We start from the raw sequence: 15,686 nt of genomic DNA on the forward strand, positions 1-15,686 counted from the left end.
GTGCCTGGCATCGGACGGTTCGCCGGTCATCAGAGCAAAGGGCGGTCCAACTGTGAAGGGCTCGCGCGAAGAAATCTGACTGCCTGTCAGAAAACCCTTGAAGTGCCTCCCGCGCTACTGCAACCTGTTCTCGTTCCACGAGAGGGGAGTTGGCCATGGGTGGGACGGAACACCTCACCGTGCAGCGCGAAGGCGCCACGCTGATACTCACGCTCAACAGGCCCGAAGCCAGGAACGCGCTCTCGCTGCCGATGCTCGTCGGCCTCCACGACGGCTGGCTGGAGGCCGACGCGGACGACTCGGTCCGCTCGATCGTGTTCACCGGCGCGGGCGGCTCGTTCTGCTCGGGCATGGACCTCAAGGCCCTCGCCGGCGACGGCATGGCCGGCGAGGAGTACCGCGACCGGCTCAAGGCCGACCCCGACCTGCACTGGAAGGCGATGCTGCGCCACCACCGCCCGCGCAAGCCGGTGATCGCGGCCGTCGAGGGGTACTGCGTCGCGGGCGGCACCGAGATGCTCCAGGGCACCGACATCCGCGTCGCCGGCGAGTCCGCGACCTTCGGCCTGTTCGAGGTGAAGCGCGGCCTGTTCCCCATCGGCGGCTCCACGGTCCGGCTGCAACGCCAGATCCCGCGCACCCACGCCCTGGAGATGCTCCTCACCGGCCGCCCTTACAGCGCCCGCGAGGCCGCCGCCGCCGGCCTGATCGGACACGTCGTCCCGGACGGCACCGCGCTCGCCAAGGCACTGGAGATCGCCGAACAGATCAACTCCTGCGGCCCATTGGCCGTCGAGGCCGTCAAGGCATCCGTCTACGAGACCGCCGAGATGTCCGAGTCCGACGGCCTCGCGGCCGAACTCACCCGGGGCTGGCCGGTCTTCGACACCGCCGACGCCAAGGAGGGCGCCCGCGCCTTCGCGGAGAAACGACCGCCCGTCTACAAGCGCGCCTGACCGAAGGAGCCCTCCGGCATGCCCGAAGTCCTCAAAGCCCCCCTCGTCGTCGAGTTCCCCTTCACCCGCTCCCTCGGCCCCGTCCAGAGCGCCTTCCTGACCGGCCTGCGCGAACGCGTCGTCCTCGGCGTGCGCACCACCGACGGCCGCACCCTGGTCCCACCCGTCGAATACGACCCCGTCACCGCCGAGGACATCCGCGACCTCGTCGAGGTCGCACCCACCGGCACAGTCACCACCTGGGCCTGGAACCACGCCCCCCGCCGCGGCCAGCCCCTCACCACCCCCTTCGCCTGGGTCCTGGTCCGCCTCGACGGCGCCGACACCGCCCTGCTGCACGCCCTCGACGCCCCGGGCCCCGACGCCGTGCACACCGGCATGCGCGTCCGCATCCGCTGGGCGGCGGAACGCACCGGCGCCATCACGGACATCGCCTGCTTCGAGCCGTACGACGGCAACGAGGCTCAATCGGCCGGCCACACGGGCGAGTTCGAAGACCCGGTCACCGGCATCGTCGCCGCCGCTCGCCTCGACTACACCTACTCGCCCGGGCGCGCGCAGACCGCCTACATCAACGCCCTCTCCGGCCGGCGGACCGTCGGCGAGCGCTGCCCGTCCTGCCGGAAGGTGTACGTCCCGCCGAGGGGCGCGTGCCCCACATGCGGGGTGGCCACAGCCGAACAGGTCGAAGTGGGGCCGCGCGGCACGGTGACCACGTTCTGCATCGTCAACATCAAGGCGAAGAACCTCGACATCGAGGTGCCCTACGTCTACGCCCACATCGCCCTCGACGGCGCCGACCTCGCGCTGCACGGCCGTATCGGCGGCATCCCGTACGACGAGGTCCGCATGGGACTGCGCGTCGAACCGGTGTGGACGGACGGCTCCCGCTACCCCGACCACTACCGGCCGACGGGCGAACCGGACGCGGACTACGACACCTACAAGGAGCTGCTGTGACGAGCGCACCGGGGGACCGCCAGATCGCCGTCGTGGCCTTCGCCCAGACCGATCACCGGCGCACCAGCGAGGAGTTCTCCGAGGTGGAGATGCTCATGCCGGTGCTGCACGAGGTCCTCGACCGGACCGGCCTGAAGACCGCCGACATCGACTTCACCTGCTCCGGCTCCAGCGACTACCTCGCCGGCCGCGCCTTCTCCTTCACCCTCGCCCTCGACGGCGTCGGAGCCTGGCCCCCGATCTCCGAGTCGCACGTCGAGATGGACGGCGCCTGGGCCCTGTACGAGGCCTGGACCAAACTCCTCACCGGCGACGCCGACACCGCCCTGGTCTACTCGTACGGCAAGTCCTCGCCCGGCTCGGTCCGCGACGTCCTCACCCGCCAGCTCGACCCGTACTACGTGGCACCCCTGTGGCCCGACTCCGTGGCGCTCGCCGCTCTCCAGGCGCAGGCCCTCATCGACGCCGGCGACACCGACGAACCCGCCCTCGCGGCCGTCGCCGCCCGCAACCGCGAGGCGGCGACGGCGAACCCGCATGCGCAGCTCAGGGAGCCCGCCCCGCAAGGCGACTACCTCGTACAGCCGCTGCGCACCGGCGACTGCCCGCCCATCGGCGACGGGGCGGCCGCCGTCGTCCTCGCGGCGGGCGACCGGGCCCGTGAACTGTGCGCGCGCCCCGCCTGGATCCGCGGCATCGACCACCGCATCGAGGCCCACGGCCTCGGCGTGCGCGACCTGACCGACTCGCCGTCCACCCGCCTGGCCGCCGAACGGGCGGGTGCCTTCGAACGGCCCGTCGACACCGCCGAGCTGCACGCGCCCTTCACCGCGCAGGAGATCGTCCTGCGCAAGGCCCTCCGCCTCGCCGACGGGGTCGTCGTCAACCCCTCCGGCGGCGCCCTCGCCGCCAACCCGATCATGGCCGCCGGTCTCATCCGCATCGGAGAGGCCGCCGCCCGCATCCACCGCGGCGAGTCCGACCGCGCCCTCGCCCACGCCACGTCCGGCCCCTGCCTCCAGCAGAACCTGGTCGCCGTACTCGAAGGGGAACCCCGATGAGCAAGGAGCCCGTGGCCGTCGTCGGCATCGGCCAGACCAAGCACGTCGCGGCACGCCGGGACGTGTCCATCGCGGGGCTCGTCCGGGAAGCGGCCCGACGGGCCCTGGACGACGCCGAGCTGACGTGGGCCGACGTCGACGCCGTCGTGATCGGCAAGGCGCCCGACTTCTTCGAGGGCGTCATGATGCCGGAGCTCTACCTCGCCGACGCCCTCGGCGCCGTCGGCAAGCCCATGCTCCGCGTGCACACCGCGGGCTCGGTCGGCGGATCCACCGCGCTCGTCGCCGCCAACCTCGTCGCGGCCCGCGTCCACGGCACCGTCCTCACCCTCGCCTTCGAAAAACAGTCCGAGTCGAACGCCATGTGGGGCCTGTCCCTGCCCATCCCCTTCCAGCAGCCCCTGCTCGCCGGAGCCGGCGGGTTCTTCGCCCCGCACATCCGCGCGTACATGCGGCGCAGCGGCGCACCCGAGACCGTCGGCGCCCTGGTCGCCTACAAGGACCGGCGCAACGCGCTGCAGAACCCCTACGCCCACCTGCACGAACACGACATCACCCTCGACAAGGTCATGGCCTCGCCCATGCTGTGGGACCCGATCCGCTACTCGGAGACCTGCCCCTCCTCCGACGGTGCCTGCGCCATGATCCTCACCGACCGCGCCGGGGCCGCCCGGGCACCGCTACCGCCCGCCTGGATGCTGGGCGGCGCCATGCGCAGCGAACCGACCCTCTTCGCCGGCAAGGACTTCGTCTCACCGCAGGCCGGCCAGGACTGCGCGGCCGACGTCTACCGGCAGGCCGGCATCACCGACCCGCGCCGCGAGATCGACGGCGCCGAGATCTACGTGCCGTTCTCCTGGTACGAGCCGATGTGGCTGGAGAACCTCGGCTTCGCCGGCGAGGGCGAGGGGTGGAAGCTCACCGAGGCGGGCGTGACCGAACTCGACGGGGACCTGCCCGTCAACATGTCGGGCGGCGTGCTGTCCGCCAACCCCATCGGCGCCTCCGGCATGATCCGCTTCGCGGAGGCGGCGCTCCAGGTGCGCGGACAGGCCGGGGAACACCAGGTGGACGGCGCCCGCAGGGTCCTCGGCCACGCCTACGGCGGCGGCTCGCAGTTCTTCTCCATGTGGCTCGTGGGAGCCGAACCACCGGACTCCTGAAAGGTCCCCCTCACGTGCCCTGTTGGCCGTGGGGTGCGATCGCTAGGCTGGCCGCGGACGACGAATCGGGAGGAGCACGGACGTGGCCGAGACCACCACCCAGCAGCGCCCGCTCACGGGCTGGGACAAGCCGGAGCTGGACCTCACCAACGCACAGTGGCAGTCCAGCAGCCGGGGGCGGGGGGATGTCCAGATCGCCTTCGTGGAAGGCTTCATCGCCATGCGGAACAGTGCCCGCCCGGAGAGCCCCTCCCTGATCTTCACGCCCGCCGAGTGGGGCGCGTTCGTGTCGGGAGCGCGGGAGGGGGAGTTCGACCTCACCTGACGCGACGCCGTGCGCCCTTGATCACGGCACCATGCGAACCGTCCCGGACGGCCGTGAACCCGCGGCCGATCCGGGTGTGTTCCGCCCGCATTTCCGGACACGCGACCTGAGACGTCCTCCCGGGCCCGCGCCTGAGCCAGGCTGGGCCTTCAGGCACGGTCGTATCCCGGAAGGCGAGGAACCCATGAGCACCCTGCCGGTCATCGCGGCGGTCGACGGTTCGGACCACAGCATGCGCGCCCTGGAGTGGGCCCTCGACGCGGCCCGCCGGCGTTCGGCACCCCTGCGTGTGGTGCACGTGCGCCAGTACGCCCACTGGGCGCAGCCCGAGGTGCTCGCCGCCGGACCGCCGGACCCGCAGGACGACCCGGTGCTCGACCGGGTACGGGCCGATCTCGAGGGTCTCGGCGGCCTGCCGGACACGGAGTACGTCGGCCTGGAGGGCGCGCCCGGCGCCGTCCTGCCCGAACAGAGCGCCTCCGCCCAACTGCTGGTCCTGGGCTCCCGGGGCCGCGGTGGCTTCGCCAGCCTGCTGCTCGGCTCCAACGGCATCGCCGCCGCCCGCGACGCCGAATGCCCTGTCGTGGTGGTGCCCCGGCCCGGGCGCGAGGCCCAGGGCGGGCCTCCGACCGGCGCCGGCTCGCGCGTGGTCGTCGGCCTGAAGGTGGACGGCCCCGACGAGGCCACGCTCGAATTCGCCTTCGCCGAGGCCGCCCGGCGCGGTGCCCGGCTCCAGGCGGTCGCCGCCTACCCGTGGCCCGCGCAGCCCTGGATGACGCCCGGCGAACTGCCCCCGCCGATCGTCGACCAGGACGTCATCGAGGACGAGACCCGGATCCTCGCCGAGGGCTTCCTCGCCCCGTACCGCGAACGGCACCCCGACGTCCCGGTCGAGCCTCTGGCGGCGGCGGGCGACGCCGCCGGACACCTCGTCGCGGCCTCCCCGGGCGCCGACCTCGTCGTCGTGGGCCGCCACCGGCGGCACCTGCTGGCGCCCGCCCGCATGCTGGGCTCGGTCACCCACGCCGTCCTGCTGCACGCCGCGAGCCCCGTCGCCGTGGTCCCGCCGGCACCGCCGGAGGACTGACCCCGCTGTAATGGAAACCGGCAGGCCTATCATTAGGCCCATGCGGGAACCGATCAGCAGGGACGCCCGGCTCGCCCTGGACCTGGCCCTCACCGTCCGGCACGACGGCAACGGCGGTGTCGCCGACGACCTGACCGAACCGGCAGGCCTGACCGCTTGGGTCCGGACACACCCCGAGGCCCTGCCGGACGCCGGCCGTTTCACCGCCGACGCCGCGCAGCTCGCCGCCGTCCGAGACCTGCGGGCCGCCGTCCGCGCGCTCTTCGCCCGCGCCGTGCGCCCCGGAGCGCCGAGCCCCGCCGACGCGGCCCGCCTCCTGCCCGCACCCGAGGCCGTACGGCGCCTCAACGAGGCCGCCGCCCGCACCCCCACCGTGCCCGTCCTGGACTGGCCCGAGGGGGCCGGACCCGACGTCCGGCCACAGCCCGTACGCGCCGGCGACGACCTCACGGCCGCCCTTGCACACGCCGTGATCGCCTTCCTCGCGAGCCCCGACCGCGACCGGCTGCGGGCCTGCCACGCGCCCCGCTGCGTGCGGTACTTCCTCAAGGACCACCCGCGCCAGGAGTGGTGCAAACCGTCCTGCGGCAACCGCGCCCGGGTGGCCCGCCACCACCAACGGCACCGGACGGCGCCGTAGGGCCGATCGGACGCCGCCCTCCCGACACTTCGCAGGCCGGGCCACGTACCATGGCGGCATGTCGTTCCTCCGCCGCCGCAGCGCCACGCCCGCCGGGCCCGACTTCGACGTACTGGCCATGGACCCGGGCGACTGGCCCGGCAACCTCGGTGCGGGACTGCTGCCCGCACCCGACGGCACCTGCCAGGGCGTCTTCCTGCGTTACGACCTCTTCGGCGGCCGTGGCCCCGCGATGATCATCGGCAATCTGCCGGAAGGCTCACCGGCCCGGGACGTCCCCGAGGGCCAGGTCCCCTTCGAGGTGGCCCAGCTGCTGCTGGCGCTGGAGAACGACGAGGAGATCACCGTCGTCAGCACCGAGGACGTGCCGGTGATGCAGGGCGACAACCTCCTGATCGTGCGCCGCGTCAAGCTCTCCGAGAGCCGCATCTCCTGCGTGCAGTTCGACCGCAGCGACAACGTCCTGGTGACCATCGCCGCCTGGGACCGCCCCATCACGGACGACCTGTACGCCCTCCTCAAACCACTGCCCGCGGAGCTCTTCCAGCAGGGCTGAACCCGGCGGCAGCCCGCACACGAAAGGGCCGCTGTGCGCCTGACCAGGCACACAGCGGCCCTTTCGTCCCCGTCAGCGAGTGCCGACCGCCGCGCGCACGGCCCGCCGGGCCATCTGGCAGTCGTCGTGCAGCCGCCGCAGCAGCAGCCGCTGCTCCTCGCCGGACGGCGCAGCACCAGGGTGGGCCGTACCCGGTGCCGCCGGGGTCGCGTCGTGCATCGAACGCTGCACGGCCGTCTCGTACGTACGGATCTCCCGGGTCAGCACCAGCATCAGGTTCACCAGGAAGGCGTCCCTGGACGCCGGGCCCGCCGACTGGGCGATCTGGCTGATCTGGCGACGGGCCACCGGTGCGTCCCCGAGCACCGACCACAGCGTCGCCAGGTCGTACCCCGGCAGATACCAGCCCGCGTGCTCCCAGTCCACCAGCACTGGACCGGCCGGTGACAGGAGGATGTTCGACAACAGTGCGTCGCCGTGGCAGAACTGGCCCATGCCCTGCCGCCCGGCCGCCTGGGCGATGCCGTGCAGCAGTTTCTGGAGATCACCCAGGTCCCGGTCGGTGAGCAGGCCCAGTTCGTGGTACCGCGAGATCCGGGCCGCGTAGTCCAGCGGGGCGTCGAACGTGCCCGCCGGCGGCCGCCAGGCGTTCAGCCGGCAGATCGCGCCGAGTGCCGCCTTGATGTCCGCCCGCGGCGGCGCCTCGGCCGGGTGCCGCTGGAGTGCCGCCACCCGCCCCGGCATCCGTTCGATCACCAGTGTGCAGTTGTCCGGGTCCGCCGCGATCAGTCTCGGCACCCGCACCGGAGGGCGATGCCGGACGAACGAGCGGTACGCCGCTATCTCGTGGCGGATCCGCTCGGCCCAGGCGGGGGAGTGGTCCAGTAAACACTTGGCGACGGCCGAGCTGCGGCCGGTCGTACCGACCAGGAGCACGGCCCGTCCGTTGCGGCGCAGGACCTGCACCGGGGCGAACTCCGGGCAGATGCGGTGCACCGACGCGATCGCCGTGCGCAGCTGCGCGCCCTGGGGGCCGGACAAGTCGAGTCTCCCGCTGAGCGGTTGGGTGCCGAGTACCGCGCCGCGCCGTGCCCTGCCCGCACCGAGCACGGGGGCCGCCGGCCGCGCGGGGGCGAGGTAGGGGCCGCTGTCCGTGGGACGGGGGTGCAGCGGCCGGGGCGGTGCGGACACGGAGGACGATGCTGTGTACATGGGCTGAACAGATCCCTTCGTGTGCCTGCGACGACAGCGCACCACCCGGCCCGGACTCCCGGGAGCACCCTGGGGAATGTCCCTGCGGCGACCGGGTCGGGGTGGCGCGTTCCTACCTGACACCCGATGCCCAGTGGCACACCATCTGGCGCACCCTGGCGAACCCTGGCGAATAGTCGCCCGGCAAGTCTCCCCGGGCTACTGTCAACTCAGCCGAGAACCTGGGGGCTTGACGTGAGCGGACAACCCAACACCCGGCTCGCGGACCTGTTCGGCCTGGCCGGCTGGTCCAAGGGCGAACTCGCGAGGCTGGTCAACCGGCAGGCGGCGGCCATGGGCCACCCCCAGCTGGCGACCGACACCTCCCGGGTGCGGCGTTGGATCGACATGGGAGAGATCCCGCGCGATCCGGTACCGCGGGTGCTGGCGGCTCTGTTCACCGAGCGTCTCGGCCGTGTCGTGACCATCGAGGACCTCGGTCTGGTGCGGCACGGGCGTGCGGGGAAACGGCAGGGCGGCGGGAGTGCGGAGTCTCCCGACGGAGTGCCGTGGGCGCCCGAGCGGACCGCCGCGGTCCTCACCGAATTCACGGGAATGGACCTCATGCTCAACCGACGCGGCTTGGTGGGCGCGGGCGCCGCGCTCGCCGCGGGATCCGCACTCAGCAGCGCCATGTACGACTGGCTGCACACCGACCCTGCCCTGGCTGCCGACGCTCCCGACCTCGACCATCCCCTGCACGCCGACCCCGCTGGGTTCGACCGCTACGAGGCCGCCCCCATCGGGTCGCAGGAGATCGAGGAACTGGAGCGCTCGGTCGAGGTGTTCCGCGCCTGGGACGCGGCCCGCGGCGGCGGGCTCCAGCGCAAGGCCGTGGTGGGCCAGCTCAACGAGGTGGGCGGCATGCTCGCCTACCGTCACCCACCCCATCTCCAGCGGCGCCTGTGGGGCGTCGCGGCCAACCTGGCCGTTCTCGCGGGCTGGATGTCGCACGACGTCGGCCTGGAGCCCACGGCCCAGAAGTACTTCGTCATCGCCGCGCACGCGGCCAGAGAGGGCGGGGACCGGCCCCGCGCGGGCGAGGCACTGTCCCGCGCGGCCCGCCAGATGGTGCACCTGGGCCGGCCGGACGACGCCCTGGACCTGATGAAGCTGGCCCAGTCCGGCTCCGGCGAGGAGGTGCTGCCGCGCACCAAGGCCATGCTGTGCACCGTGGAGGCCTGGGCCCAGGCGTCCATGGGCAAGGGCCAGGCGATGCGACGCACCCTGGGGCAGGCGGAGGACCTCTTCGTCTCCGACAAGGGCGACGTCCCGGCGCCGAGCTGGATGCAGCTGTTCGACGAGGCCGACTTGTACGGAATGCAGGCCCTGTCCTACCGCACGCTGGCGGAGTTCGAGCCGGACGCGGCCGTGCACGCGCAGTACTACGCGGACAGGGCCCTCGCCCTGCGGATCGACGGGCGGCAGCGGTCGAAGATCTTCGACTACCTGTCCATGGCCTCGGCCTGCTTCATCGCCGACGACCCCGAACAGGCGGACCGGTACGCGCGACTGGCCCTGGTGTCGATGGGCTCCAACTCCTCCCACCGCACCTGGGACCGGCTGCGCCAGATGTACCGGCTCACCGCCCAGTACTCCGGTTACCCGAAGATCCAGGAGCTGAGGGAGGAGATCAAGCTCGCCCTGCCGAAGACGAAGGGCAGGGGCGGCGCCAACGCACAGGCCTGAGTTTCCTATGCCGTGACCCTGGCGACGAGCACGCAGGCGTTGTCCGCGCGCTGGCTCTCGCCGAACTCCTGGACCACCGTCCGCAGGCAGTCCTGTGCGGTGGAGGTCCCGGTCAGCCGCGGCGCCAGGTCGAGGAGGAGGTTCGCGGCAGCCGTTCCGGTGTGCCCGGGCACCAGCCCGTCGGTGTGCAGGAGCAGCAGGTCGCCCACCTCAAGGGTCTCTTCGGCCTGCCCGTAGACGGCGCCCGAGGTGGCGCCGAGCAGGACGCCGTCAGGTGCGTTCAGCACGCGCCCCGTCCCGTCGCGGAACAGCAGCGGGGCGGGGTGTCCGGCCTGCGCCCAGACCAGGGTGCGGGTCCCGGGGCGGTAGCGGCAGCAGACGGCGCTGCCGAGGGCGGGTTGCACGGTGGCGTCGAGTAACTGGTTCAGCCAGGCCATCAGCCGGCCGGGCGGGGCGCCGGCCATGGCCATCCCGCGTACGGCGCCGAGCAGCATCGTCATGTTCGACGTGACGCCGACGCCCTGCCCGGTGAGGTCGCCGACGCTGAGGAGCGTCTCGCCGTCGGCCAGTTCGAGCGCGTCGTACCAGTCGCCGCCGATCAGCGTGTTCGTGGACGCCGACAGGTGCCGGGCCGCGAGGTCGAGGGTCATGGGGCCCCGGTGCGGGAGCCGCAGGGAGCCGCGCCACTGCGGCAGCACGGCCTCCTGCAACTCGACCGCGATCCGGTGCTCGGTCTGCGCGTCCTGCCGCCGGTCGGTGAGCGAGTCACGGGTCTCGCTCACCACCCGTTGGCTGCGGCGCAGTTCGCTGACGTCCCGCAGCACGGCCCACATCGAGGCGGTGCTTCCGTCAGCGTCGAGGACCGGTTCGCCCATCATGTGCACGGTCCGTACGTCGCCGTCCCGGCGTGCGATGCGGAACTCGCCGTCGATGGGCCGGGCGTCGACGAGGCAGTCCGTGACCATCGCCGTCAGTTTCGGCCGGTCGTCGTCGAGGACCAGGGACGGCAGCTCGTCGAGGGTGAGCGGGGGAGCGGCGGGGTCGCGGCCCAGGATCCGGTAGAGCTCCCCGGACCAACTGGCCTCGTCCGTCAGCAGGTTCCACTCGGCGCTGCCGACCCGGCTGAGCAGTGAGCCGGGTGCGGGCGCGGCGGGTTCGGGGGCCTCCGTGGGCAGGGGCCCGTCCCGCAGCTGGGCCAGGTGCTCGTCGAGGTCGTTGAGCTGGTGCAGGGCCAGGTCGTACAGGGCGCGCTGCCAGCGTCCCCGGGGGTGGTCCGGTCCGTCCTCCTCGACGTCGCGCCGCACTGCGTCCACGTCGCCCTTGAGCCGTCGCGTCTGCGATATCAGCGACTCGACCGAGCCGCGTCCGGGCGGCTGGGCGGCTGGGCGGTCCGCGGAGAGGTGGGACGGCATGACGCACTCCGATGCGGGGACGGTTCGACCAAGGCGGACGGAGGGACCGTTACGACTGTTGCACAGCGCGCGACGCCCTGTAAGGGATTCGGCGACACACGATACGGTGGTGCTTCTGGCATATGCCACAGTCTCACGGAGTTACTCCGAGGTAGGCGCGGAGCATGCTCTCCGGAGGGGCAAGTCGTAGAGTACACAGGGGGTTTGATGACTCGTCGGTAAGGCGACGCCCGGTTGACGCGAGTGTTCGACGGCCCTGTGTTCGATGGTTTCAGTACCGCAGAACGCCGGCGATGCCGTCCGCCTCGCCGAGCGTGCCGTCCGGTACGAAGCGGACGTCGGCTCCGGTCTCCAGGCACTGCTCGACGATCTCGTCCACGATGTCCTCGCGGCCCTCGAGGTCGCCGCTCTCGGCGAGGATCAGATGGTCCCCGGCGTCGCGGACCGTCACCCGGTAGTTCTCCTCGACGGCGAGCAGCCGGACGCGGCCGTCCCGGGCGCTCTGCCACAGCTCGTCGACACCGGCGGCGAACTCCCGTCGCCCGCGGGCCGTTTCGAGGGCGCGGGTCACGGCTTCCGTCTTCCTGCGGGCCTCCTCCTCGATCACCGGCCGAATGGCCTGCCACACCGACTCGGGCGTCCCGTGCGCGAGTCCGCCGTGCGGGACGTGCACCGCCCCCTTGGTGGCGCTGCCGACCTCGTCCAGCAGGGCGAGGGCGGCCGACGGGCCGGTGACGTACAGCGGTCGCGGGTGCTCCCGCAGGACGGTGCTCATCGCGGTGTCGGTCTCGCGCAGGAACTGGCGGGTGCGCTCCTCCCGGAAGGCGCTCGGCAGGTCGCCGATCCGCTCCTGCCGTTCCGGGTCGAAGTTCTCCACGCGGCGGGTCAGCGGAAAGCCGTCGGCGCGTTGCTCGGCGACGCGGTCGACACCGCCGTTCCACAGGGTCGCGCGGTCGGCGGAGAGCGACAGCACCCAGAACGGCCGCTCCGCCGTCTGGGCGGAGACGAGGTTGCGGGTGAGGAAGGTGTCGGAGAGCACCACGCGCTCGGGCACGGACCGGGCGAGCGACCACACCTGGTGCTCGCCGGAAGCGGCGAAGATCGCCAGGCCGTCCTCGGCGTGCGTCAGATCGACCTCGGACAGGGCCTGGTCGAGGTGCCGGACGACCTCGGCCCGTCGTTCGCGGCTGATCGCCGGATCGGCCTCCAGCTGCCGCTTGGCCTCGCTCACCGCGTTGCGCAGCCGGACCTGGTCCTGGGTCTTGTGGGGATCGCGCCGGTGGGTCGGCGTCAGCACGGAGACCGCGGGGTAGGGGCGCGGGCGCCGCAGCTCGGCAAGGGTCGCGGGACTCATAACGTGCTCCATGACAGAACGATAGAACCGATTCGCGATTGGGGCATTTGGGGCAACCGACCCACCGGTTCGGGTGGGCGGGGATCCGGCCGCGCCGTCCCGGAAGTCGGGGGCCCGACATCGACCGCTGTTACACGCTCAAAATCTAGATGGCAGATACAACTTATTTGCGGGACGTGCTTGCGCGTATGTGCGGCGTCACCGGTTGGGTCTCCTTCGACCGCGACCTGAGTGCCGAGGCAGCGATCCCGGACGCGATGACCGAGACGATGGCCTGCCGCGGCCCGGACGACCGCGGCGCCTGGCCGCCGCGTCCGCACCGGCTCACTCGGAGTCGTGATCGGATCCGCAGGAACTGCCGTCCGGCGGAAGAGTGCCGTACAGCAGGAACGCGTCGACCTTGCGGTGCACGCACTTGGAGGAGCCGTAGCCGGTGTGGCCCTCGCCCCGGTTGTCGAGCACCACGGCCGACGACCCGATCCGCTCGGCCGTCTCCACCGTCCAGCGGTACGGCGTGGCCGGGTCGCCCCGGGTGCCGACGAGCAGCATCTTCGGGATGTCGAGGTCCTTGACCTCGTCACGGATGAAGTCGGTGCCCTTGGGGCGGCCGTGGCACATCAGCACCTGGGTGAGCCGGTACCGGCCGAAGACCGGCGACGCCCGCTCGTACCGGGCGCGCAGCCGGCCGAGGTCCCTGCCGACCTGCGCGGCGGAGGGGCGGTCGGGATCGTCGGCGCAGTTCACCGCCATCAGCGCCGCCGACAGGTTGTCCAGGGGCACGTCCTGCGGGTCGACGAGCCCGCCGTGGGCCGCCCGCCACGGTGGGCGGCCGACGCCCCCGGAAGCGAACGCCTCCAGGCGGCTGGTGTCGCCGTCCTCGAGCAACAGCGCGACGGCCTGCTGGAGCGAGGGCCACAGCTCCCTGCTGTACAGCCCCTGCGCCAGCGCGCCCGCGAAGTCCTGGCCGGAGAACGCCTCGCCGAAGTCGGTCGGCACCGGGTCCCGGTCGAGCGACTCGACCACCTGGACGACGTGCTCCCTGGCCTCCCGCGGATTCTGCCCGAACGGGCAGGCGATGTCCTTCGTGCACCAGGCGAGGAAGTTCTCCAGCGCGGTCTGCTGCCCCTGCGCGCTCACCGCACCCTGCTCGGCCAGCGGCTCGGTGAGCGTGTCGACGCCGTCCAGGACCATCCTGCCGACCTTGTCGGGGAACTGGGCCGCGTACACCGCGCCGAGCCGGCTGCCGTAGGAGAAACCCAGGTAGTTGAGCTTGCCGTCGCCGAGCGCGCCGCGCATGACGTCGAGGTCGCGGGCGGCGTTCACCGTGCCGATGTGGGGCAGGACCGGACCCGAGTGCTCGCTGCACTCGGCCGCGGCGTCGCGCAGCTTCTCGAGCACGGCCTGCGGGTCGGCCACGGCGTCGCCGTCCGTCGCGTCCAGTGCGTCGTCCGAGGCGGTACCGCAGCTGACCGGTGAGGAGCGGCCGACCCCCCGGGGATCGAAGGAGACCACGTCGTAGCCGTTCGTCAGGCCCATGAAGTCCTTGCCGGCCATGGCGAGTTGGCCCACGCCCTGACCGCCCGGGCCGCCGAAGTTCAGCAGCAGCGAGCCCCGGGACCTGCCCGTGGCCCGGTATCGGGCCACGGCGAGATCGAGGGTCGCCTTCCCGGGCTCGGCGTAGTCGAGGGGGACGGTGACCTTGCCGCACTGGAGGTCCTTCGGCATGTCCTCGCCCTCGCACGCCGACCACTTGACCTTCTGGTCGTAGAAGCGCCCCAGGCCGGGCCCGGAACCGTCCGCGGCCGGCAGCCCCGCACCCAGCAGGGCCAGCCCGGCCACACAGGGGACCGCGCAGCGCCTCACCGAAGGGCGCGTGGACAGCTTGGCCAGCATCGATGCCTCCCTGGGGCGCCCCGCAGCGGACCGGGGACCGGCGCCCTCGATCACCATAAGCGGGCACCGGAAGCCGCGCCTCCGGACGAGCGGGCGGGGGCGGAGTGCCCTATCCTGCGCGGCCGCGTCGCGTATACGAAGGGCTTTACCGCTAGTTCGACAACCGGGCCGCTCGATGGAGTGAAAGGCGGATAAGCCATAACTCGGACCGGCCGTCCGCGTTTTATCTCGTGCGGGTGAGTGCCCGCGACGATGTCTGGAAGGCAGGGAACCTATGAAACGGGTTACCCGAAACGGTGTGATCGCCGTCGCCGCCGCCTCTGGCGCGATGGCCCTGACCGTTCCCGCGTACGCCGGCTCCGGGGCGGAGGGCGCGGCGGCCGGTTCACCCGGGGCGGTCTCCGGCAACACCGTCCAGCTGCCGGTGCACGTCCCGGTGAACGTGTGCGGGAACACCGTGAACGTGGTGGGGCTCCTCAATCCCGCCGCGGGCAACAGCTGCGCGAACAAGGACGACGGGCGGGCCGGCCGGCCGGGCAAGCCCGGCGGCGCGGTCGCGGAAGGCAGCGGAAAGGATTCACCGGGCGTGGTCTCCGGCAACGGCGTGCAGCTGCCCGTCGACCTGCCGGTCAACGTCACCGGCAACACCGTGAACGTGGTCGGCATCGACAACCCGTCGACCGGCAACGAGTCCTCGAACACCCCGGGCGACCGCCCGGTCCGCCCCCACCACCCACCGGAGCCGGCCCGGAAGCCGTTCACCCCGCCCCGGCCTCACCCCGCCCCCGAACCGGCCCCGCACGCCGCCCCCCGTGCCACCGGCGCCTTGGCACACACAGGCACGGACCACACCCTCCATGCCGTCGCGGCGAGCGCGGCACTGGTGGCCGGGGGAGTCGTCCTGCGCCGACGGTTCCGTCCGCGGGCGGACGACTGAAGGGCGACCACCACGGCAGGCGGCCACGGCCGGGGCACCGACGGCCCTGCGGGCCAGGCCTCGACGGTCTCACCGCCGGACTTCCGGAGCAGAGCCTTCACGGTCCCACTGGACGGAGACGCCATGGCGTCCGCTCCGCTGCTGACGCAGCGGAGCATGCGCGGACCCACGGGCCCCGAGACGCCACGGCATCCGTGCCGCTGCTGATGCAGCGAGCCTTCGTGTCCCACCGGGCGGCCACGTGCCGTGGCGCTCGCGTCTGGACGCGCGCCGTCCCCCGGCGGTGGTCGCGCCGGACGGCGACGCCGGTGTGCCGCGGTCGGGCGGGTCAGCGGCCCGGTGCCCCTCGGCGGTGCCGCACCGCAGAGGCGTGGGCGGCGCGCCGGGTTCGTGCTCGGGCAG

The 15,686-nt window shown here is 72.5% G+C and carries 14 protein-coding genes; 10 read left to right on the top strand and 4 right to left on the bottom strand.

From position 1 onward, the window contains the following. Positions 1 to 155: 155 nt before the first annotated feature. The 8 genes from QC385_RS24150 (at position 156) to QC385_RS24185 (ending at position 6,748) form a co-directional block, all read left to right on the top strand. Positions 156 to 956, top strand: coding sequence for a crotonase/enoyl-CoA hydratase family protein (locus QC385_RS24150; RefSeq protein ID WP_279543447.1), 801 nt, complete (start codon positions 156 to 158; stop codon positions 954 to 956). Positions 957 to 974: 18 nt separating this feature from the next. Continuing rightward, positions 975 to 1,916: a Zn-ribbon domain-containing OB-fold protein gene (locus QC385_RS24155; RefSeq protein WP_279543448.1), complete on the top strand. Its 942-nt coding sequence runs from the start codon at positions 975 to 977 to the stop codon at positions 1,914 to 1,916. Next, entirely contained in the window at positions 1,913 to 2,977 is a 1,065-nt protein-coding gene (locus tag QC385_RS24160; protein WP_279543449.1) for a thiolase domain-containing protein, read from the top strand. Before QC385_RS24155 ends, QC385_RS24160 begins: the two co-directional genes overlap by 4 nt. After that, the gene (locus QC385_RS24165; RefSeq protein WP_279543450.1) at positions 2,974 to 4,140 is read left to right on the top strand and encodes a thiolase domain-containing protein; all 1,167 of its coding nucleotides are present in this window, start codon (positions 2,974 to 2,976) and stop codon (positions 4,138 to 4,140) included. The genes QC385_RS24160 and QC385_RS24165 overlap by 4 nt, the downstream gene beginning before the upstream one ends. An 82-nt stretch (positions 4,141 to 4,222) precedes the next feature. Next, positions 4,223 to 4,465: a DUF397 domain-containing protein gene (locus tag QC385_RS24170; RefSeq protein WP_010033039.1), complete on the top strand. Its 243-nt coding sequence runs from the start codon at positions 4,223 to 4,225 to the stop codon at positions 4,463 to 4,465. Between the two features lie 184 nt (positions 4,466 to 4,649). Beyond that, complete coding sequence (locus QC385_RS24175; protein WP_279543451.1) at positions 4,650 to 5,552, top strand: universal stress protein; 903 nt, start codon at positions 4,650 to 4,652, stop codon at positions 5,550 to 5,552. 40 nt (positions 5,553 to 5,592) lie between these two features. Then, positions 5,593 to 6,192 carry a CGNR zinc finger domain-containing protein gene (locus QC385_RS24180; RefSeq protein WP_279543452.1) on the top strand — a complete coding sequence of 200 codons (600 nt, stop codon included), beginning with the start codon at positions 5,593 to 5,595 and terminating at the stop codon, positions 6,190 to 6,192. Between the two features lie 58 nt (positions 6,193 to 6,250). After that, positions 6,251 to 6,748: a hypothetical protein gene (locus tag QC385_RS24185; protein ID WP_279543453.1), complete on the top strand. Its 498-nt coding sequence runs from the start codon at positions 6,251 to 6,253 to the stop codon at positions 6,746 to 6,748. A 72-nt stretch (positions 6,749 to 6,820) separates the two neighbouring features. Here QC385_RS24185 and QC385_RS24190 read toward each other — a convergent pair whose 3' ends face one another. Further along, positions 6,821 to 7,960 (bottom strand): aminoglycoside phosphotransferase family protein, encoded by a 1,140-nt coding sequence (locus QC385_RS24190; RefSeq protein ID WP_279543454.1) that lies wholly within the window; start codon positions 7,958 to 7,960, stop codon positions 6,821 to 6,823. A gap of 234 nt (positions 7,961 to 8,194) precedes the next feature. Between QC385_RS24190 and QC385_RS24195 the strand changes: the two genes are divergently transcribed. Next, complete coding sequence (locus tag QC385_RS24195; protein WP_279543455.1) at positions 8,195 to 9,688, top strand: DNA-binding protein NsdB; 1,494 nt, start codon at positions 8,195 to 8,197, stop codon at positions 9,686 to 9,688. A gap of 5 nt (positions 9,689 to 9,693) precedes the next feature. Here the strand turns inward: QC385_RS24195 and QC385_RS24200 are convergent, their stop codons facing one another. The 3 genes from QC385_RS24200 to QC385_RS24210 all read right to left on the bottom strand — a co-directional run bounded on the left by QC385_RS24200 (position 9,694) and on the right by QC385_RS24210 (position 14,347). After that, positions 9,694 to 11,100 carry a PP2C family protein-serine/threonine phosphatase gene (locus QC385_RS24200; protein ID WP_279543456.1) on the bottom strand — a complete coding sequence of 469 codons (1,407 nt, stop codon included), beginning with the start codon at positions 11,098 to 11,100 and terminating at the stop codon, positions 9,694 to 9,696. 271 nt (positions 11,101 to 11,371) lie between these two features. Beyond that, a complete protein-coding gene (locus QC385_RS24205; RefSeq protein WP_279543457.1) occupies positions 11,372 to 12,466 on the bottom strand; it encodes a baeRF3 domain-containing protein in 1,095 nt (364 codons plus the stop codon). A 312-nt stretch (positions 12,467 to 12,778) separates the two neighbouring features. After that, on the bottom strand, positions 12,779 to 14,347 hold the full coding sequence (locus tag QC385_RS24210; protein ID WP_279543458.1) for an alpha/beta hydrolase: 1,569 nt from the start codon (positions 14,345 to 14,347) through the stop codon (positions 12,779 to 12,781). Positions 14,348 to 14,621: 274 nt separating this feature from the next. Between QC385_RS24210 and QC385_RS24215 the strand changes: the two genes are divergently transcribed. After that, complete coding sequence (locus QC385_RS24215) at positions 14,622 to 15,284, top strand: chaplin (RefSeq protein ID WP_279543459.1); 663 nt, start codon at positions 14,622 to 14,624, stop codon at positions 15,282 to 15,284. Positions 15,285 to 15,686 lie beyond the last annotated feature (402 nt).

Source organism: Streptomyces sp. DH10, assembly GCF_029813805.1.
Lineage (GTDB): Bacteria > Actinomycetota > Actinomycetes > Streptomycetales > Streptomycetaceae > Streptomyces > Streptomyces coeruleofuscus.